The sequence below is a fragment of the Salinibacillus kushneri genome, from assembly GCF_900111405.1.
In the GTDB taxonomy this organism is placed as follows: Bacteria; Bacillota; Bacilli; order Bacillales; family Alkalibacillaceae; genus Salinibacillus; species Salinibacillus kushneri.
On sequence record NZ_FOHJ01000004.1, the window covers coordinates 128,806 to 147,280 of the forward strand.

The window sequence follows — 18,475 nt, forward strand, 5'->3', positions numbered from 1 at the left end:
CTTACCCTGAATAAGTTTTCTGAATATTAAAAATAGGAGGATTGTTATGAAGAAAAAGACAGGTTTTGGTTTGATTCTCTTTACCATTGTTTGTTTAATCTTGACAGCTTGTTCGGGAGAGGAAACAGGTGGAGATGGTGAAGCAGTAGTTAATATTGGCTATACCGGCCCTTTAAGTGGAGCAGCAGCCTATTACGGAGAAAATACGTTAAACGGTTTAAAAATGGCTGTTGAAGAAATTAATGAAGAAGGTTTTGAAGTGAATGGAACGACCTATACGATAAGCCTCGAAACTTTAGATGACCAGTATCTTCCGAATGAAGCTGCCGCAAATGCCAGACGCTTAGTACAAGAATATAATACTCCCATTATCTATACCCCTCATAGCGGTGGTGTAAATGCTTTGCAAGTGTTTAATGAACAGGAAAACTTTATTATTGGTGCTTACACGAGTGAACCTGCTATTACTGAAACAGGGAATACTTTAACTGTTCGAATACCACCTAGTTATGCAGGTTATGTTGAACCCTTTACTAAATATATGATGGATCGTTTTGGAAATAAATTAGCTGCATTGCCCCCAGTCACCCAGTACGGTAAGGATTGGGCAGAAGGACTAATCCCTCATTGGGAAGAGCAGGGGGGAGAAGTTGTCCATAATGCATCCATTGACTTCTCTAAGGATACAGACTTTTTCACCATATTAACAAATGCGCTCGAGAAGGATCCTGATGTTCTGTTAATAGGGGGAGCAAGCGAACCAACAGCAAAAGTAGCACAACAGGCACGTGAGCTTGGCTATGAAGGCGGGTTTATGATTATGGATCAGGCTAAATTAGATGAAATGAAAAAGGTTATGGGCGAAACCTATGAACCTTTGGAAGGCTCTATTGGTACCATGCCACTGATTAATGCAGATTACCCTGGTACTGATGAATTTGTTGAAAAATATAGAGAAAAATATGGTGAGGATCCTGGTTCTGAAGCCGGCTTTCACTATGTTTCGATGTACATCTTTGTAGAAGCAATGAAGGAAGCTGGTAACGTTGAAGATGCAAAAGTAATCTATGAAAATATTCAAGCAGGTTTAGACAGCTTACCAGAGGATAAAAAAGTATATAATATTCCAAATATCGATGAAAATGGTGGATTTGAAATCGATACACGTATCGCAGCCATTGAAGATGGAGAGATAGTACCAAAAGAAGTAGAATAGAATTTTTAAGATTGCCCAAAGCGGAAGTGGTTTTGATGATGAGGGCACTAAATGAAAGCAGGGATGCAAACGAATAATGTTTTGTATCCCTTTTTCTATATATTAGATTTATATAGTTTAATCCTTTAGAAAAATCGTTGGAATAATATGCTAAAATGGAAGGTAAGAATCTCTAACTAACGAACCAGTTTAATTAAAAAAATTAGGGATGGAGGATTAATATGACAAAGAGTAATAAAAAAGCCTTATCACAGGAACAACAAGAAGAATTACTCGGAGCATTGAAAGTCCGCTTTGAGAACAACATGAATCGCCACAAAGAGATTGAATGGGCTAAAGTCCAAGAAAAGCTGCAAGCTGATACTGAAAAACTATGGTCGCTAAAACAAATGGAAGCAACTGGTGGTGAACCGGATGTTGTTGGTTTTGATGAAAAGAAGAACGAATACATTTTTTGCGATTGTTCAACGGAAAGTCCTAAAGGTCGCAGAAGTGTTTGTTACGACCGTGAAGCGCTGGAGTCAAGAAAAAAACATAAACCTGAAAATAATGCTATTGATATGGCAACTTCCATGGGCATTGAACTTTTAACAGAAGAACAATATCGTGCGTTGCAAAACATTGAACATTTCGATATGAAAACATCGAGCTGGGTGCATACCCCCTCTGATATTAGAGAACGTGGCGGTGCCCTTTTTTGCGATAATCGCTACGGGCATGTCTTCGTGTATCACAACGGTGCCTCCTCTTACTATGGTTCCAGAGGATTCCGTGGCTTACTAAGGGTCTGAATTTTCACAAACAGCTAGGAATAGCTTTTATCTCATTCTTCTGCCCGTGCAAGTTTAATGAAGACTGTCATTTTTGTGTTAACAGAGGTAGTTTAATCAAAGAGTGATGCATTTATCAAAGGGGCGTTTTGATGGAGTTCGTATTTATAAGGCATGGACAAGGAGAACACGTTTTAAATTTACCTAAGAGTTTACATACTTCAGACCCTGCATTAACGGAGGAGGGAATCATTCAAGCCAAGAAACTAAAAAAACAGTTTCCTTTATTGCAAACAGATGTAATAGTAAGTAGTCCAATGAGAAGAACTTTACAAACAGTACAAATTTGGAGTGAAGGTATAAAATGTCAGAAAATCGTAAGCCCATTAGTATCACCACGAATGTTCCCTCAAAACCCAGAATGGCAGACACTACCTTGTGATGAAATTTTAACAAAACAAAAAGTAAAAGACGACTTTACTGATATTTACCTCGAAGAAGAACAATCAAACGAATGGTGGTTAAAAGGGATAAACACATTAACCGATAAAGAGTTTAAGGGTATAGCTGAAGGTTTTTTAAAATGGTGCAAACAAATGGGAAATAAAAGAATATATATCGTTTCTCACGATGGAACCATAACCTCGTATAAACAGTTTATTACCGGTCAAGATCTCACTAGAAATGATTTCCCTAAAGAAACTGGTTTTTTAAAAGTTAATTTCTAATATTAAAGATTACAGAACCAAAGAGGCGATTTGAATGTTACAATCCTTTGAGTCAGAAAGGCTAATTTTGCGTGAACGAACACTTGAAGATATAGAAAAATGTATTGAAATGGATCATGATCTAGAGGTAGTTAAGTATATACCGGAAATAGTCGAGCTTATAAATGGACCTCATGCAAGTTATAAAAAGCACAGAGAATTTGTAAGAAAGAGAATTGAAACTGTATACCCTAATGGATTGGGGTACTGGACGATAGAATTAAAAGACCATATTCGAGAATTTATAGGCTGGGTAATGCTCATTCCTATTGATAATATTGGCCCGGAAACTGAAATTGGCTGGAGACTAAAACGAAATCATTGGGGAAAGGGTTATGCTACCGAGGCTGCAAGAATCATTTTACAATATGCTTTTGATACCATTGAACTGGACAAAATAGTCGCTGATATCCATTACTTAAATCGAGGATCTATAAGAGTTGCTGAGAAGATTGGTTTAAAATTTGAAGGTTTAAATGATGATAATACGAATCATTATGTTAGATACTCCATCTATTAGAATTAATAGGTTTTATCTTAATTTTTGGTATTGCCCTTTCTGTGAACAGGAGGGCATTTTTAGCACCTAATGGAAGAGTGAAGTATATAATTCTAAGCTATCTTGACGTTACTTATTTTATATGAAATTTTTAACAGCAGCCTTTTGGTTGAAGAGAAGGTTAGTATTTAATTCAGGTTATTAATTCCCTATAAATCATACAAATGATGATAACCTTCAGTTTACTCGAAAATCTTGTACAGGATTGTCATATAAACCAACAGTTAAGAACTATAATATAATATAAACCTCTATTAATAAAAATCATTCGATTGGAATTGATTAGGCCTTTTTAAGTGGACAGGTATTGGAGACGTGAGGAATATATGAATATATTGGTTACCTTGAATAGAGCGTATTTAAAACCACTAAAAGTAATGCTGAAGTCTCTGTTTTTGAATAATCCTGCAGAAGCGTTTACTGTCTTTGTAATGCATACGAGTTTAACAAATGAAGAAATCAGAGGATTATCTCATTTTATAGAACAAAATGGTCATCACTTACAGGAGATTAAAATTAGTCATCATTATTTTGAAGACGCTCCTCTTATTAAACATTATACGAAAGAGATGTATTTTCGGATATTAGCTTATAAATTTCTACCCGAAGATGTGGAAAAAGTTCTGTATTTAGATCCGGATGTTTTAGTGATTAATGAAATTCGCAGCTTATACGATACGGATATCACGGATTATTTATATGCAGCAGCATACCACGACCGGGTTTCGGTAGCGCAATTAAATAAGTTACGTTTACTTCCTTACGATATTTATGCTTATTATAATTCAGGAGTTCTTCTGATGAATGTAAAATTACAAAGAGAAAAAATCGATGAGCAGGAAATCTTTGCTTTTGTTGAGCGCAACAAAATGAGGCTGATTCTTCCAGATCAGGATATCCTTAATGCTTTATATTCTAAAGATATAAAAGATATAAATGAAATCCATTATAATTATGACCCCAGATTTTATCGTTATTTTAAAGTAGCAAGTAATGGAGAGTATGATATGGATTATATTATGAAGCATACTCGTATCCTTCACTTCTGTGGTAAGAAAAAGCCCTGGGATAAAAAATATACGGGATACTTTCACGCTCTTTATAAGCATTATGAGAAAGTAGCCAATATTTGAAGATTTTAAGGCGGTGAAACAAACAAGCCAATCCTTCTTATTGGGATTGGCGTTTTTTTAATTTTAATCGGGTTTGTTCCACAAAGGATTGAATTTCCTTATCTGGTTCTATCTTTTTATGATAAGTCTTCACTACTTTCGCTTGTTTCTTTAACACATCTTTTGTTTTCAAATCAATTTGAATATCTACCTCAGAAAAAGCTTTCCCTTTTGCATAAGCTTCAACAATCAATTTATTGTCTACAACTGTATTAGCGTATTTATGATTGTGTCCGGCCAATATGACATCAATTTCATCATCTAGTTTTGGTGCCAGTTTAACGATTTCTCCAGAAGGATTTGACCCATCTTTTTTGGAAGCTGCTGATGCATGAGCAAGGACAACAATGGTTTTCACACCTTTTTCTTTTAGTTCGTGTACAGCTTTATTGATTGATTCCGTGATATTTTTAAATTTAATATCCTTAATATGTTCTTCATCAACGATTCTTTTTGTTTTAGGAGTCAAAACACCGATAAAACCAATCGGAATCCCTCTTACTCTTTTGATAATATAAGGGGGAAGAATTGGCTTTTTTGTATTTTTATGAAGCACATTTGCGACGGTATAAGGAAAATTTGCCCCTTTAAATTCTCCAGTTTGGCCATATTTACCCTCCTTAATTAAACCCATTAGTTGATTAACGCCTTCATCAAACTCATGATTTCCTACAGTGCCAACATCAAAGTGTAATTTATTCAAAAATTTAATGGTTGGTTTATCCTGTAATTTTGCTGAGATAGGTGGACTATTACCGACAGCATCTCCGGTATGAACCAGTAGTGTGTGCTTATTCTCACGTTGATACTGTTTTAAATAGGCAGAAAGATATGCAGCCCCACCAATATCTTCTTCATCGCTAGACGGGCTTTCTAATTGTCCGTGAAAGTCATTAATCCCCAATATTTTCACGGATATATTATGATTTGATTCCGCATAAGAACATATTTGCATGCCACATACTACAGTAAACGATAACATCATTACTTTTAAAAAATGTATCATTACTTACCCCCCTGGATATTGGGAATGTATCGCATTTTTAGTATGACAAATGGAGGGGACTGTTATGAAAAGATAGTGGTTTTGACTACAAAATATGTTCAATTATTGATAAAGTAATAATAGGGTTTTTTTATGAAAACTTTAGGATGATTCAAAGAAGTAAATCAAATGGAGGAAGGGGATTTATTTTGAGTAATCAGAAACCAAGAGTCGTCGTTCTGGGAGCTGGCTATGCTGGAATGATGACCACCAAAAAATTAACAAAGCTTCTACGTCCAGAAGAAGCAGAAATTGTTCTAGTCAATAAACATAACTATCATTATCAAACAACTTGGTTGCACCAGGTAGCAGCTGGAACCATTAATCAAAACCAGGTACGTATGATGATTAGTGATGTCATTGATACGAAAAATCGAGTAAAATTCATTCAGGATTCTGTAGTTGAAATTAAAAAAGATGAAAAGACGGTTATTCTTGAAAGTGGAGAATTACAGTATGACATTCTTGTTGTAGGTCTTGGATTTGAGAGTGCAACATTTGGTATTCCTGGAATGAAAGAAAATGCCTTTTCAATACAAACGATTAATTCAAGTCGTCTCATTTACGACCATATTGAATATCAGTTTTCACGTTATAAGAATGAAGAAGGCAATAATGAGGATTTATTAACCATTTTAGTAGGTGGATCAGGATTTACAGGGATCGAATATGTTGGAGAGCTTACGGAAAGTGTTAAAAAATTATGTAAGAAGTATGACATTCCTCGTTATAAAGCACGTATCATCAATGTTGAAGCAGCTCCAAGCATTCTTCCAGGATTTGATGAGGAATTGGTTTCTTATGCAAAAGCATCATTGGAAGCTCGTGGGGTTGAATTTAGAACAGGTACAATGATTAAGGAATGTAAGGAAGATGGCTTTGTAGTTGGTGAGGATGAAGAAAAAATCAAAGCTGGAACCGTGGTATGGACTGGTGGTGTACAAGCCAATTCCATATTGGGAGAATCAGGCTTCGAAATTACAAAAGGAAGAGTAACGGTCAATAATGATTTACGTGCCCCAGGATATAGAGATATCTTTATTTTGGGTGACTGTGCATGGGCAATGGATAAAGAAAATGATCGTCCATATCCCCCAAATGCTCAAAATGCTATGCAGCAGGCGGATACTGCAGCGTACAATATTAAATCCTTAATTTATGGTGGACCTATGCAGGAATATCAATTTGATAATAAAGGAACTGTTGCTTCACTTGGTGGATCTGAGGCTATTGGAACGGTATTTGATCGCCAGCTATTTGGTAAACCAGCCAAAACCATGAAAAATGTGGTAGATAACCGGTATTTATTCCTATTAGGTGGCCCACGATTAATACTTAAAAAAGGAAGGCTTAAACTCTTTTAAACTTAGACACAATATCTAGGAGGGAATAAAGATATGAAAGGGAAACGTACGTTTTGTTTAACATTGATTTCGCTGATTTCTACAGTCTTTTATGTACTTGTTTCTAGAGAAATCGAAAATAACAGGGATTTTCGTTAAATAAAAAAATACGCATACCATATTTTTCTGGTATGCGTATTTTTTTGGAATTTAATCGATGTAATTTACCAAAGTATGTATGATAAAACCAATATTAGAAAACCTAAAAAAGTAAATCAGATATTACTTAGGAGGTTTTCTTTTATGGCACAAAATCAACAACCACAAGCACAACAGGCTCAGCAGGCTGTGCAACAGGCTCAACAAGCTGTACAACAAGCTACCCAACAGGCAAATCCTCAAGCTATTCAAGCTGCCTAGCAACAGCTGCAACAAGCACAACAACAAGTTCAACAAGCTCAAGCATCAGCTCAGCCTCAACAGCAGCAACAATTTCAACAGGCTCAGCAGCAATTGCAACAAGCAACTCAACAGCTGCAGCAGGCCCAGCAACAGCAAAATAATCAACAACAATAAGTTGTCTATAACAAGGATGATTCAATTTCGAGTCATCCTTGTTTTTTTACATCAACTCCCTTGAATGTTTTCTGAAAATTGTCTATTATCCATATATATTAAAACATTTCACGGGGGTTTAGTTATGACAACTATGCATCATGTATTTGTTTACGGAACCCTTCGTAAACACGAACGAAATGAACATTATCTTTTAGGCGATAACTGTATAGCAACACAAGCATGGGTGTTGGGAAATCTTTACGATACCAAAAGAGGATATCCAGCTGTTATAAGAAACAGCCACAACAGAGTATATGGAGAAATTTATGAGGTTTCTTCAGATAAGCTGAAGTTATTGGATCAACTGGAAGGCTATGTAGGTAATGAGAGAGAGAATCATTACAATCGAGACACTGCAAAAGTCTATACCGATCAAGGTTCTATGAATGCCATTATTTATTTATATACAGAAGAACAGGGAGAAAAATTGGAAAAAATTGATTCAGGTAATTGGAAATGTCATCGCTTGTTGGAACATAGAAATGATTTTCTTTATTTGGCTTACGGGTCCTGTATGGACCATGAAAGATTTCAGATAGCCGGAGTCAATCATCTGTTCCAGGAAATCATGGGATGCGGAATTGCGAAAAATTTTACTCTGGAATACCGTATTCAGCGTCCTGATGGAGGAAGAGCTGATATGGTAGAAGTATATGATAACGATTGGGTTGAGGGAAAGGTTTATAAGATTAATCAACAAGCTTTACATTATTTAATGAAAAGAGAAGGGGTAGCATCGGGTTTATACAGACCAGCTTTTATTGATGTAGAGATTGAAGAGGTACTTTATCCGGATGTCTTAACATTTTTAGTCAGCAATAAAGAGTCAGAACTGGCTCCGCCTGAACATTACGCCAAAGAAATTCTCCGCGGGGCACATCCTTATGTCAGTAGAACCTATTTTAATAAACTTAATGATAGATTGAGGTCTCACTTTAATATGGATATACGAATGGAATAATTGATTATAGCTTGATTAAGAAAGAAATTAATAGAACAAACCTATAAGGATAAAGGACTGGTCAGAAAATTATCTGTATCAAAGAAACCGTAATGGTTTTGACACAATGAAGGAATCATGATATATTTATTTCGAATTAGAGATAATAGATTTTAAGATAGTAGGTTTAAATGATTATTAATGGTTTTAATGGGGGGTATAAGCATGAACGGTATAAAAGGAATGCACCATGTGACAGCAATTACAAGCAGCGCTGAAAAAAACTATGAATTTTTCACCTATGTATTAGGGATGCGGCTGGTCAAAAAAACAGTCAATCAGGATGATATTCAAACCTATCACTTATTTTTTGCTGATGATGAGGGGAATGCAGGTACTGATATGACTTTCTTTGACTTTCCAGGTATTCCAAAAGGGGTGCATGGAACAAATGAAATCTATAAAACGTCTTTTCGTGTACCTTCGGATAAGGCCTTGGATTATTGGGTAAAACGATTCAATCGCCTGGATGTAAAACATTCAGGAATTAAGAAACAATTTGGTGTGAAGACTCTTTCCTTTGTAGATTTTGATGATCAGCAATATCAATTAGTGTCTGACGAAAATCTTGATGGAGTGGAAGCAGGAATTCCTTGGCAAAAAGGTCCTGTTCCATTAGAATATGCAATCACGGGATTGGGGCCCATTCACGTACGTGTAGATCAGTTTGACTACTTTAAAAAGATGATGGAAAAAGTTCTTCTCTTTAAGGAAATTGATCAGGAGGGTTCGTTACATTTATTTGAAGTAGAAAAAGGGGGAAATGGAGCGAGAGTGATTGTAGAATATAACACTATTCTTCCTCAGGCAAGACAAGGTTACGGAACCGTTCACCACTCAGCTTTTCGTGTTGAAGATCGGGAAGTATTAGAAGAATGGATTGATCGTATGGGGAAATTTGGTTTCCGTACATCAGGTTATGTTAATCGTTATTTCTTTGAATCATTATATGCTAATGTAGCTCCGCAAATTTTATTTGAATTTGCTACGGATGGACCTGGGTTTATGGGTGATGAACCGTATGAAACGCTTGGAGAAAAACTTTCCCTGCCACCATTTTTAGAATCAAAACGGGAAGAAATTGAAAAAATGGTACGTCCAATAGATACAATTAGGAGTACGAAAGAATTTACAAAGGAGTATGAATAGTTTCCTATGACAGGAAGGGGGTATTTTATCGCAATGAGAAGGAAGGTAACTGCATTATTATTTGTAATCATAATGCTTTTAGAAGCATGTGCACCGGCAATTGATGATCCGATTACATTGCAAAATCATGCAAGCGAGGATGTGACGATTCCGGGAAACAAGCCTGTATTGTTTTTCTTTATAACCACCTACACCTGAGGACTTTGTCAACAGCAGCTGGTGCAGCTGCATAAAAACCTGGACAGACTTCATAATCTCGATATGAATGTAGACACATATATAATTAGTAAAGATACTGTTGAAGAGCAGAAGATTCTATACGATGAGATTAACCGAGTATTCGGTGAAAGCTTACCAATTATCTCAGACCCAAATCTGGAGGTTATTGATAAGATGGGAATGAAAAATGGGGATGTCGCTTATCGTGGTTATGGAATGTTAGATTCTGAAGGAAATGTTATTTTCCAGACAAAGAATGATCATTGGGGAGAAGAGATAGATCAAACCTTAAATGACATTGAAGAGCAATATGAAAACTTTACGGAAAAATAGTTGTACAAGTTCATAACAATATGAACCGTTTTTCAAGTGTCTTCGATTAAAGAAAACTGACGCGTTTTTATTTGCGTCAGTTTTTTTGTTTTTATATATTTTGTTGGTTGCTAAATCAATAAGCATCTATTTCTTTTTAAACTCAGGAATTAGAATTTTCGTAAATTTAGTAACAAAAGGGGGAGAGTATAAATGAAGGTGATTCATTTTGTTTTTATCATTTCGTGTTTCGGTCTTCTCGTCTCATTTAACTAGCGGGTTATAAAAAAGGAGATATTGTCATTGACTTTGAGGAACGGTATTTTAATCATAAAGAGTATATAATGGCTATTATCAATTTTTTGGAAGATGAGGGAAGAGAGGTTTATTACAAAGGAAACAGCATATTTACCATCGACAATCAAACGTATTTATTCATTGAAAGGAACGTTAGTGTGGGAGGAGTTCCACTTCAAAGAACTATACTCAGACTTAAAAATTAACCTTCACAATGTTTGGATACTTTCTGGCACTGTATTATTTACAAGAACTGCTAAATACCTGTCACAAGTCAAACACCCACATACATACACTAGAAAAGAGCAGAAGAATTACGACAGGAGGAGAAAATATGTATACAAATATTCCTTATCGATTTGTTCCTCATACTCATCCACACTATTATTCGTATCCTTATGCACCATCCCCGTATGATTCAATACAAAGTGTACCAGCCTCCTACATGAATATAGAACGGCAGCAAACTATCCAGGGACAGGCAACTTGGACAGACGGAGGACAGGTTACGAAGTGTGGCATTCCATGGTCTGCGAATGAGTATATGACTGCAGCAGTCAGTCAAAATTCACCCTATCGCTGTGGGCAAATGTTAAAAATCGTCAACCCAAATAATCAGAGACAAATAATTGTTACCATTGTTGACCAAGTTCAAGGGTATCCAGTGAATCGTATCAATCTCCATAGAAGAGCCTTTGAGACATTGGGAGCAAACCCTCAAGTAGGCGTTTTAGACATTCAGATCACACCTTCACCCCAGATAGAAGAGGAAAAATGGGGGAAATATTTATTAGAAGTGACACAGACTGCTTACCCAAACTATAATGTGACCGATTATCAATCAGTAGAAAAAACACAAATTTCCAATACACAAATAAGAGAAGTTTATGATTATTATCTGCAATCGCCGCAAGAATTGATAACAGTTCGAGGTACAGTTGTTTATAATCCCAATACCAACCGGGTAACTTCATTTGATATAAGGGAAATGTAAGAACTGAAAAAGCTTGATTCCCAAATTCGAATCAAGCTTTTCACATATTTACATCCTGCTGATTTTTAATTGTTCGGTGAGGAAGCTTCCAATTATATTTGACTGTTAACATCCTGAGTGTAACTACTGAGATAAATAAGAAATATATTCCCCACGTCTGGTTTACAGCACCAATACCAATTAATAGACCTGAAAGCATAGCCCATGCTCCATATATGTCTTCTCTTAAAACTACCGGTTTCCTTCCAGCTAGTAAATCCCGGATTATACCGCCTCCGCTTCCAGTAAGAAGGGAAGCCATAATGATGGCACTAAGAGGATGATTCATTTCCGTAGCGTACAATGCTCCTAAAATAGCAAAGGTGGATAGACCGATAGCATCTGTAAAGGTTCCCCATTTTCCCCATTGTTTTAAAGCACCCATAGGAAATAAAAAAACAAATGTAATAACCGTAATGGCCATTATAAACAAGGGGCCTTGATCCCAAATCTCTGAAACGGGAATACCTATTAATAGGTTACGGATGGTTCCTCCCCCAAATGCCGTTACCATTCCTAAAACATATACTCCTAAAATATCATACTCCTCTTCTAAAGCTACAATAGCCCCACTTATCGCAAAAGCAATAGTACCAATCGCATTAAATATCTCCCATGTCATTTTTATGAAGTCCTTTCTTAATTGATGACTTATTTATCGTAACACAGTGGTTATTCTCTTTACACTATTATTTTAAGAGGGACTTCCAGCTTTACAAAAATTTCCATAAACAAATATCTTGAAAGTCAAAAAAGGTCAAACTATAATAAAGGTGTAACGTCAAAAAAGGTCAAAGAAAAGAAATCTCAAAAGGAGGTTTTATTGATGCTTTGTGATATTTGTCAGGAAAATGAAGCAAAGATTAATGTCTATACACAAATGAATAATGAAAAGAAAACTATTAAAATGTGTCCATCATGCTTTGAAAAAGAAAAGGCAAAACATAAAATGCCATCAGACTTTGGAGGTGGCATAGGATTCCCATTTGATGAATTGTTCAAGGGAATGGAAAATGCAAATGGTTCATCCTTTGCTATGAAACAATCTGCCCACACTCAATCACAGAATGGTGGCAATGGTGTTCTTGATCAATTTGGTCGTAATGTTACCGATCAGGCGAAAAATGGAGAAATAGATCCAGTGATTGGTCGTAACAAAGAAGTTGAACGAGTTATTGAAATTTTAAATAGACGTAACAAAAATAATCCTGTACTTATTGGTGAGGCAGGTGTAGGTAAAACAGCCATTGCTGAAGGACTGGCTTTGAAAATGATAGAGGGTGATGTACCATCTAAATTATTGGATAAAGAAGTATACGTAATGGATGTTTCTTCCCTAACTGCTGGTACAGGTGTTAGGGGATCCTTTGAAGAACGTATGAAGGCAATCATTCAAGAATTGCAATCTCGTCAAAATGTGATTCTATTCATCGATGAAGTACACCAGATCGTCGGGGCAGGATCAGCTGAAGGTTCCATGGACGCTGGTAACATTCTAAAACCAGCACTTGCTCGTGGGGAATTACAGATTATTGGAGCAACAACTCTTAATGAATACCGCCAAATCGAAAAAGACCCAGCCTTAGAACGTCGTTTCCAGCCTGTTATGGTGGAGGAACCGTCTCTTGATGCAACGTTGGAAATTTTGAATGGTCTTAAATCACGCTATGAAGAGTATCATCAAGTGAAATTTACCGAAGAAGCGTTAGAGGCCTGTGCCAAGCTTTCAGATCGGTATATTCAGGACCGATTCCTTCCAGATAAAGCGATTGACTTGTTAGATGAAGCAGGTTCTAAAGTAAATCTCTTATCAGAAGGTACAGAAAAGACTGCTATTCAAAAGAAAATCAATACCATTCGTAAACAAAAGGACAAGGCTACGAGTGAAGAACGCTATGAAGACGCAGCAAAATTACGTGACCAGGAAGCTGAGCTTGAAAAGCAATTAGCAAATGATATTCAAGAGGCTGGTGTTGTTGATCAAGCTTTTGTTACAAGCCTAATTGAAGCCAAAACAGGCATTCCTGTTGGTAAACTTCAGGAAAATGAAAAAGTGAAAATGAAGCATCTTGAAGAGAATTTGCGTTCAAAAGTAATTGGTCAGGATGAAGCTGTACAAAAAGTAGCTAAAGCCATTCGTCGCAGCCGTGCAGGACTAAAATCACAATCCCGACCTATTGGATCTTTCTTATTTGTCGGTCCAACCGGTGTCGGAAAAACAGAGCTATCTAAATCACTTGCTGAAGAAATCTTTGGGTCAAGAGAAGCGATGATACGTCTTGACATGAGTGAATATATGGAAAAACACTCTGTTTCTAAATTAATCGGTTCACCTCCTGGATATGTTGGTCATGATGAAGCTGGTCAATTAACCGAACAAGTACGTCGCAATCCTTATAGCATCATTTTACTTGATGAAATTGAAAAGGCACATCCTGATGTTCAGCATATGTTCTTGCAAATTCTTGAAGATGGACGTCTTACAGATAGCAGAGGCAGAACCGTAAGCTTTAAAGACACTGTACTCATTATGACAAGTAATGCTGGTGTTACAGATAAGAAAGTCACAGTTGGCTTCAATACTGTAGGAGAAGATTTAGAAAAGGAAAGTCATATATTAGAATCACTAGGCTCATACTTTAAACCTGAATTCTTAAATCGATTTGATTCCATTGTTGAGTTTAATGAACTACAAACAGACCATTTATTAGCGATTTTAGACTTAATGCTAAATGATTTAAGAAATCAATTACAAGAACAGCAGGTTGAAATCAGTATGGACCAAATGGCTAAAGAAAAATTAATTGAATTAGGATATCATCCTGCCTTTGGTGCTCGTCCTCTTCGTCGAGTTATCCAGGAACAAGTAGAGGACAAAATAGCCGATGTACTCCTTGAAGAGAACGCATCAAAACAACTTACAGTAACTGTTGAGGACGATAAAATTGTTGTAAAATAAACTTGCATTAGAGGTTGACCCAAACCGGCGAGGGGAGGGTCAATCTCTTTTTTTATCGGCAAATTTGTGATATAAAAAAGAACATATAATGAGTATAATAGAATGGGAGTGAAGAAAAATATGAAAAAAGTTTTGCTTGATGACTTAATCCTAAATGCTGAAACACTACAATGTAAGAAGGTTCAGTTAAAGGGAAAAGAATTACATAAACTTATAGTGGATTTTAAAGTGAGAAGTGAGGATTATCATCACGTGACTACAAAACTTTATGAAAATGATTTTATAATAAAGATTCCGGAAGAAAAATTAGAGTTTTCCGGGACCATTCATAAGTATTCTACTTCAATCACAAATTTATATGAAGTGGGTGCGGTTGGAGACTATCATCTGGAATTAGTCGAAAAGCCCTCATAATGGTTGATGTAAGGAAGATTTTTAAGCCTTCCTTACATTTTTTAATGGAGGTTAGAGTAGTAAAAATAGCCATCCGAAGTATGCTCTGGGACAAACTTAAAAAAACTCTATTCCTTCCCAATTCAGAATCGTTCTATCGTTAAAACTTATTGAAGAATCAGACATTTGGTTTATAAATATCAAATAAAAAGTATAGATGTAAATGGAGGTACAGATTCTCCTATTTATAAAAGAGGCTGGAAAAATGACTCATTGTTTATTCTTTAAAAGATAATAATGGTGTTTGATAAAGTAATAAAATAACATAGTCATAATTTGTATAACAAAGTACATAGGAAAGGAATAAGTCAAACGCCATTCATGATAATTAAATACATCAAAATAGACGTTTACACTTTCAAAACCGATAGCTATAAAAGACCATAAGATTATATATCCAATCTGCCAGTAATCTCTTATCTTAAATTTTTCAAGGAAATAAACAAAAAAATAGGAAAAAGGAGCATAAAAGATATACACTAATAAATCAAATAGTTCATAACTTCCTGTATCCATTATGTCATAATAGTTTACAGCCGGAGAAGCCATCATATGATCGGTTACTCGGGCGCATATAATAGCAAATAACATGACTAAAATGACCATACTTAACGGAAATCGCTTAGGAAAAAGAATAACAAGTGTATAAGTTATGACAACTCCTATGATGATGAACCATTCATTCTGGTCAAAATTTTCTGGTAATGTCATTAAATAAATATTCCTTCCTTTTGTAATAGATGCTTAAACAGAAGATGAAGGAAACGAATGACAACTAAGAGGACCAAATAAGTCAAAATCGTTTGCCAATATGCCCACTTATTATAGGAAATAACATCCCAATAGATCATTACTCGCTGAATGATAAGTAAGACTCCTAAAAACAAGAGAAGAATAAGACTTTTTTTATAAAGAGAACGAAAAGTGTTCAACAAATTAAAATACCATAAGCAAATTAGCGGAATAATAAACTCATAAATCCGGTAAATAATAAACAAATCTGTCTCTTCCGAAATAGACCATACTTTTAGATTAATGTAATAAATGGCTGTATATCCTGTAACGCAGAAGAAAATCAGCATATAAAGGAAACTATTTTCAAGGGCATTTAATTTCTTTTTGGCAATAACAGAAGCCATTAGTAAAATAAGGGTAAAAATGATTGTTATAATAAGTTTCATATCATCAACTCACACTACAACATTATGTTCTCTATTTATAGTTTGTACGCCAGATTCATTTTATTCTCTAACGTAAATAAAAAATTCATAAATTCCCCTTGTAAAATATAGAAATTCTGGTAATATTAAAACAATTTAATTTAAAAAGGGGTGAGGAATCCGTGATACGGGCACTGACGGAAAAAGACAGAGATATTTGTTTAGCTTTTGTTAATGAAAAGCCGGCAGAAAATTTATTTATTATAGGGGATATTGAAGCATTTGGTTTTCAGGAAGAGTTTCAGGACTTATGGGGGGACTTTGATGAACAAGGTCACTTGCAATCTGTATTATTAAGATATCGACAAAATTATATTGTCTACGCTCCCGGTAAATTTGATGCGCAAGGAATTGCACGCCTAATTGATAAAGATAAGCGTCCTGATAAAATAGTTTCAGGAATATCATCTATTGTGGAGAAAGTGGTTCCTCACTTACAACAAAAACCAAATCAAACAAGGGAGACATATTATGCTAAATGTGAAGCGTTACAGGAAATACAAATCCCTGATGTTGAAGTGAAAAAGGCTAATATAAATGATGTCCCTCGTATCGTTGAACTTCATAGACAGATTGCTGATTTCCCTAATAGAGATCCAGAAGGAAAAAGTATTATTCAGAACATGGAAGCAGGGGTGTCCCGGACTTTTTATATTGAGAATAAAGACCATATGGTTTCTTCAGCCATGACAACGGCAGAGAACCAATTTTCCGCAATGGTCATCGGCGTTTGCACACTGGAAGGATACAAAAAAAGAGGCTATGCAAGTGCATGTATGACGGTTTTATGTAAAGAATTGCTAAGTGAAGGGAAGCATTTATGTCTTTTTTATGATAACCCTGAAGCAGGGAAAATCTATAAAAGACTTGGATTTGTTGATATAGGCAAATGGGTTATGAGTGAGTTTCGATAAAACGAATAAGGGCTGATATCTAAAAATCAGCCCTTACTGTTTGTTATTTCCTCCTTACCTTTGTCATAATAAATCCACTTTTGGGTAACGTTGGCATTTCATCTAATGAATAGTTTAAATCCTGAGCAGGAACTTCATAGTCGATTTTGTTGACTAAAAAGTCAAGGCTCACTTTCAACACTTCAATGGTAATACCTTCTCCAGGACACCGATGCCCATTAGCAGGGTCACCGCCACCTTGGGGGATAAAAGTATATGGGTTTTCTTCCCAATTATTAAAATGGTTCGGATTAAACTGATTAGGATTTTCCCATATTTGCTGATTATGATTGAGGCCATAAATGTCTAAAAGAACGAGTGTGCCTTTTTTAAAATCATAATTTTTCCAGGTGAAATCCTGTTTGACTCTTGCTCCGAGAAACGGTCCAAATGGATAAAAGCGTCGAACTTCATTGGTAAACATCTCGAGCTCTTTCATTCCACCTGACTGAAGCCAGTTTTTAGTTTCAGGATTTTCATGTAACGCAACAGCGGAGAAGGTAATATAAGTTGAAATAGCAACAATAGGTCGAATAACATTAAGCAGTTCGATAGCTGCTTTTTTAGAATGGACTATCTGGTCATTATGGTCTTTATAAAAGGCCATAGCATAAAGAGCTGACTGTGGTTCAGCAGTCAAGTTACCAGCCCGAACCTCATCAATGATTTTCTTCATCCAATTTTCTGTACGATTTCTTGCTGATCTTCCTTTCCAATGCTCTGGACCTACCCGGCCAAATGCATAAATCATCGCAATTAAATCATCGGCAATATCTGACACTTCCTCCTCTTGCAAAGGAACACCAGCCCACTGACAAGCTATCCGGCATAAGATCACCTTCATTTCCTCAAACAGAATGATTCTATCAGCTAACTCCCATTTTGATACCATTGACTGAAGTTCTTGCGTCATTAGTTCGGATATCCGTTTTTGCTCAGGAACGGTCATGAGAGAAAGATACTGATTTTTAAGCTTTCGATGCGCTTCACCATCCATTCCTTGTATAGCTCCTACCCCAAATAAGGTTTGTTGTATACGATAGGGGGCTGCCCATTTACGCTGAAATCGATTCGGATCATAAAAAACTTTGACAGCATCAGCCCCTGACATACAAACCACCTTTTTCCCAAGTATCCTTGTCTCGAAAATATCTGAATCATATTGCTCAACACGATTTTTAATGAAAAGATACCCATCCTGTAATAAGGAGAGGCTGTGATCAGGTCCTTGCTCTTTAGGGATATGCTCATTTGACTCCATGTTAGCTCGACTCCTTTTAAAAGTTTTTCTATTCATTAGCGTTTCCCAAATCTTTTCATATTTACGTTATAATAGGGATTAAAAAAAGCTTCTGGAATTTTTCCATTTGTAAACAATTAAAATGGACAT

At 35.9% G+C, this 18,475-nt stretch carries 20 protein-coding genes; 14 read left to right on the top strand and 6 right to left on the bottom strand.

Going from position 1 to position 18,475, the window contains the following annotated elements:
• Positions 1-46 precede the first annotated feature (46 nt).
• The 5 genes from BMX63_RS07250 to BMX63_RS07270 all read left to right on the top strand — a co-directional run bounded on the left by BMX63_RS07250 (position 47) and on the right by BMX63_RS07270 (position 4,445).
• The gene (locus tag BMX63_RS07250) at positions 47-1,216 is read left to right on the top strand and encodes an ABC transporter substrate-binding protein (protein WP_093133465.1); all 1,170 of its coding nucleotides are present in this window, start codon (positions 47-49) and stop codon (positions 1,214-1,216) included.
• Positions 1,217-1,437: 221 nt separating this feature from the next.
• Positions 1,438-2,007, top strand: coding sequence for a DUF4256 domain-containing protein (locus BMX63_RS07255; RefSeq protein ID WP_093133467.1), 570 nt, complete (start codon positions 1,438-1,440; stop codon positions 2,005-2,007).
• Between the two features lie 131 nt (positions 2,008-2,138).
• Positions 2,139-2,714, top strand: a complete 576-nt coding sequence (locus BMX63_RS07260; RefSeq protein ID WP_093133469.1) for a histidine phosphatase family protein — start codon at positions 2,139-2,141, stop codon at positions 2,712-2,714.
• Positions 2,715-2,748: 34 nt separating this feature from the next.
• Positions 2,749-3,273: a GNAT family N-acetyltransferase gene (locus tag BMX63_RS07265; RefSeq protein ID WP_093133471.1), complete on the top strand. Its 525-nt coding sequence runs from the start codon at positions 2,749-2,751 to the stop codon at positions 3,271-3,273.
• A 365-nt stretch (positions 3,274-3,638) separates the two neighbouring features.
• Complete coding sequence (locus BMX63_RS07270) at positions 3,639-4,445, top strand: glycosyltransferase family 8 protein (RefSeq protein ID WP_093133473.1); 807 nt, start codon at positions 3,639-3,641, stop codon at positions 4,443-4,445.
• 37 nt (positions 4,446-4,482) lie between these two features.
• Here BMX63_RS07270 and BMX63_RS07275 read toward each other — a convergent pair whose 3' ends face one another.
• Positions 4,483-5,490 (bottom strand): metallophosphoesterase, encoded by a 1,008-nt coding sequence (locus tag BMX63_RS07275; RefSeq protein ID WP_093133476.1) that lies wholly within the window; start codon positions 5,488-5,490, stop codon positions 4,483-4,485.
• Between the two features lie 146 nt (positions 5,491-5,636).
• On the opposite strand from BMX63_RS07275, the gene BMX63_RS07280 reads away from it, so the two are divergent.
• On the top strand, positions 5,637-6,893 hold the full coding sequence (locus tag BMX63_RS07280) for an NAD(P)/FAD-dependent oxidoreductase (RefSeq protein WP_093133478.1): 1,257 nt from the start codon (positions 5,637-5,639) through the stop codon (positions 6,891-6,893).
• Between the two features lie 382 nt (positions 6,894-7,275).
• Here the strand turns inward: BMX63_RS07280 and BMX63_RS17995 are convergent, their stop codons facing one another.
• Positions 7,276-7,473, bottom strand: a complete 198-nt coding sequence (locus BMX63_RS17995; protein WP_177167232.1) for a hypothetical protein — start codon at positions 7,471-7,473, stop codon at positions 7,276-7,278.
• 99 nt (positions 7,474-7,572) lie between these two features.
• On the opposite strand from BMX63_RS17995, the gene BMX63_RS07290 reads away from it, so the two are divergent.
• The 5 genes from BMX63_RS07290 to BMX63_RS07310 all read left to right on the top strand — a co-directional run bounded on the left by BMX63_RS07290 (position 7,573) and on the right by BMX63_RS07310 (position 11,461).
• Positions 7,573-8,451: a gamma-glutamylcyclotransferase family protein gene (locus BMX63_RS07290; RefSeq protein ID WP_177167233.1), complete on the top strand. Its 879-nt coding sequence runs from the start codon at positions 7,573-7,575 to the stop codon at positions 8,449-8,451.
• Between the two features lie 204 nt (positions 8,452-8,655).
• A complete protein-coding gene (locus BMX63_RS07295; protein ID WP_093133482.1) occupies positions 8,656-9,639 on the top strand; it encodes a ring-cleaving dioxygenase in 984 nt (327 codons plus the stop codon).
• Between the two features lie 33 nt (positions 9,640-9,672).
• Positions 9,673-9,837 (top strand): hypothetical protein, encoded by a 165-nt coding sequence (locus tag BMX63_RS18000; RefSeq protein ID WP_177167234.1) that lies wholly within the window; start codon positions 9,673-9,675, stop codon positions 9,835-9,837.
• An 18-nt stretch (positions 9,838-9,855) separates the two neighbouring features.
• Positions 9,856-10,191, top strand: a complete 336-nt coding sequence (locus BMX63_RS07300; protein ID WP_093133485.1) for a redoxin domain-containing protein — start codon at positions 9,856-9,858, stop codon at positions 10,189-10,191.
• Between the two features lie 610 nt (positions 10,192-10,801).
• Positions 10,802-11,461 carry a DUF3889 domain-containing protein gene (locus tag BMX63_RS07310; protein WP_143060125.1) on the top strand — a complete coding sequence of 220 codons (660 nt, stop codon included), beginning with the start codon at positions 10,802-10,804 and terminating at the stop codon, positions 11,459-11,461.
• Positions 11,462-11,501: 40 nt separating this feature from the next.
• Here the strand turns inward: BMX63_RS07310 and BMX63_RS07315 are convergent, their stop codons facing one another.
• The gene (locus BMX63_RS07315) at positions 11,502-12,122 is read right to left on the bottom strand and encodes a trimeric intracellular cation channel family protein (protein ID WP_093133487.1); all 621 of its coding nucleotides are present in this window, start codon (positions 12,120-12,122) and stop codon (positions 11,502-11,504) included.
• A gap of 204 nt (positions 12,123-12,326) precedes the next feature.
• Here BMX63_RS07315 and BMX63_RS07320 point away from each other — a divergent pair, with 204 nt between their 5' ends.
• Both BMX63_RS07320 and BMX63_RS07325 read left to right on the top strand, forming a co-directional pair.
• A complete protein-coding gene (locus BMX63_RS07320) occupies positions 12,327-14,459 on the top strand; it encodes an ATP-dependent Clp protease ATP-binding subunit (protein WP_093133490.1) in 2,133 nt (710 codons plus the stop codon).
• A 120-nt stretch (positions 14,460-14,579) separates the two neighbouring features.
• Complete coding sequence (locus BMX63_RS07325) at positions 14,580-14,873, top strand: DUF3219 family protein (protein WP_093133492.1); 294 nt, start codon at positions 14,580-14,582, stop codon at positions 14,871-14,873.
• 249 nt (positions 14,874-15,122) lie between these two features.
• Here BMX63_RS07325 and BMX63_RS07330 read toward each other — a convergent pair whose 3' ends face one another.
• Positions 15,123-15,623, bottom strand: coding sequence for a hypothetical protein (locus BMX63_RS07330; RefSeq protein WP_093133495.1), 501 nt, complete (start codon positions 15,621-15,623; stop codon positions 15,123-15,125).
• The gene (locus tag BMX63_RS07335) at positions 15,623-16,093 is read right to left on the bottom strand and encodes a hypothetical protein (RefSeq protein ID WP_093133498.1); all 471 of its coding nucleotides are present in this window, start codon (positions 16,091-16,093) and stop codon (positions 15,623-15,625) included. Before BMX63_RS07335 ends, BMX63_RS07330 begins: the two co-directional genes overlap by 1 nt.
• A gap of 161 nt (positions 16,094-16,254) precedes the next feature.
• Here BMX63_RS07335 and BMX63_RS07340 point away from each other — a divergent pair, with 161 nt between their 5' ends.
• Complete coding sequence (locus tag BMX63_RS07340; RefSeq protein WP_093133500.1) at positions 16,255-17,046, top strand: GNAT family N-acetyltransferase; 792 nt, start codon at positions 16,255-16,257, stop codon at positions 17,044-17,046.
• 43 nt (positions 17,047-17,089) lie between these two features.
• Here the strand turns inward: BMX63_RS07340 and cypC are convergent, their stop codons facing one another.
• Positions 17,090-18,346 (bottom strand): CYP152 family fatty-acid peroxygenase CypC, encoded by a 1,257-nt coding sequence (gene cypC / locus BMX63_RS07345; protein WP_093133503.1) that lies wholly within the window; start codon positions 18,344-18,346, stop codon positions 17,090-17,092.
• Positions 18,347-18,475: the final 129 nt, after the last annotated feature.

What these genes read in the sequence shown, in the direction of transcription:
- BMX63_RS07330 (WP_093133495.1), bottom strand. Translation starts at nt 15,623, where the DNA reads ATGACATTACCAGAAAATTTTGACCAGAATGAATGGTTCATCATCATA.
- cypC (WP_093133503.1), bottom strand. Translation starts at nt 18,346, where the DNA reads ATGGAGTCAAATGAGCATATCCCTAAAGAGCAAGGACCTGATCACAGC.
- BMX63_RS07270 (WP_093133473.1), top strand. Translation starts at nt 3,639, where the DNA reads ATGAATATATTGGTTACCTTGAATAGAGCGTATTTAAAACCACTAAAA.
- BMX63_RS07315 (WP_093133487.1), bottom strand. Translation starts at nt 12,122, where the DNA reads ATGACATGGGAGATATTTAATGCGATTGGTACTATTGCTTTTGCGATA.
- BMX63_RS07255 (WP_093133467.1), top strand. Translation starts at nt 1,438, where the DNA reads ATGACAAAGAGTAATAAAAAAGCCTTATCACAGGAACAACAAGAAGAA.
- BMX63_RS07310 (WP_143060125.1), top strand. Translation starts at nt 10,802, where the DNA reads ATGTATACAAATATTCCTTATCGATTTGTTCCTCATACTCATCCACAC.
- BMX63_RS07260 (WP_093133469.1), top strand. Translation starts at nt 2,139, where the DNA reads ATGGAGTTCGTATTTATAAGGCATGGACAAGGAGAACACGTTTTAAAT.
- BMX63_RS07335 (WP_093133498.1), bottom strand. Translation starts at nt 16,093, where the DNA reads ATGAAACTTATTATAACAATCATTTTTACCCTTATTTTACTAATGGCT.
- BMX63_RS07295 (WP_093133482.1), top strand. Translation starts at nt 8,656, where the DNA reads ATGAACGGTATAAAAGGAATGCACCATGTGACAGCAATTACAAGCAGC.
- BMX63_RS07290 (WP_177167233.1), top strand. Translation starts at nt 7,573, where the DNA reads ATGACAACTATGCATCATGTATTTGTTTACGGAACCCTTCGTAAACAC.
- BMX63_RS07265 (WP_093133471.1), top strand. Translation starts at nt 2,749, where the DNA reads ATGTTACAATCCTTTGAGTCAGAAAGGCTAATTTTGCGTGAACGAACA.
- BMX63_RS07325 (WP_093133492.1), top strand. Translation starts at nt 14,580, where the DNA reads ATGAAAAAAGTTTTGCTTGATGACTTAATCCTAAATGCTGAAACACTA.
- BMX63_RS18000 (WP_177167234.1), top strand. Translation starts at nt 9,673, where the DNA reads ATGAGAAGGAAGGTAACTGCATTATTATTTGTAATCATAATGCTTTTA.
- BMX63_RS07250 (WP_093133465.1), top strand. Translation starts at nt 47, where the DNA reads ATGAAGAAAAAGACAGGTTTTGGTTTGATTCTCTTTACCATTGTTTGT.
- BMX63_RS07275 (WP_093133476.1), bottom strand. Translation starts at nt 5,490, where the DNA reads ATGATACATTTTTTAAAAGTAATGATGTTATCGTTTACTGTAGTATGT.
- BMX63_RS07280 (WP_093133478.1), top strand. Translation starts at nt 5,637, where the DNA reads ATGATTCAAAGAAGTAAATCAAATGGAGGAAGGGGATTTATTTTGAGT.
- BMX63_RS07320 (WP_093133490.1), top strand. Translation starts at nt 12,327, where the DNA reads ATGCTTTGTGATATTTGTCAGGAAAATGAAGCAAAGATTAATGTCTAT.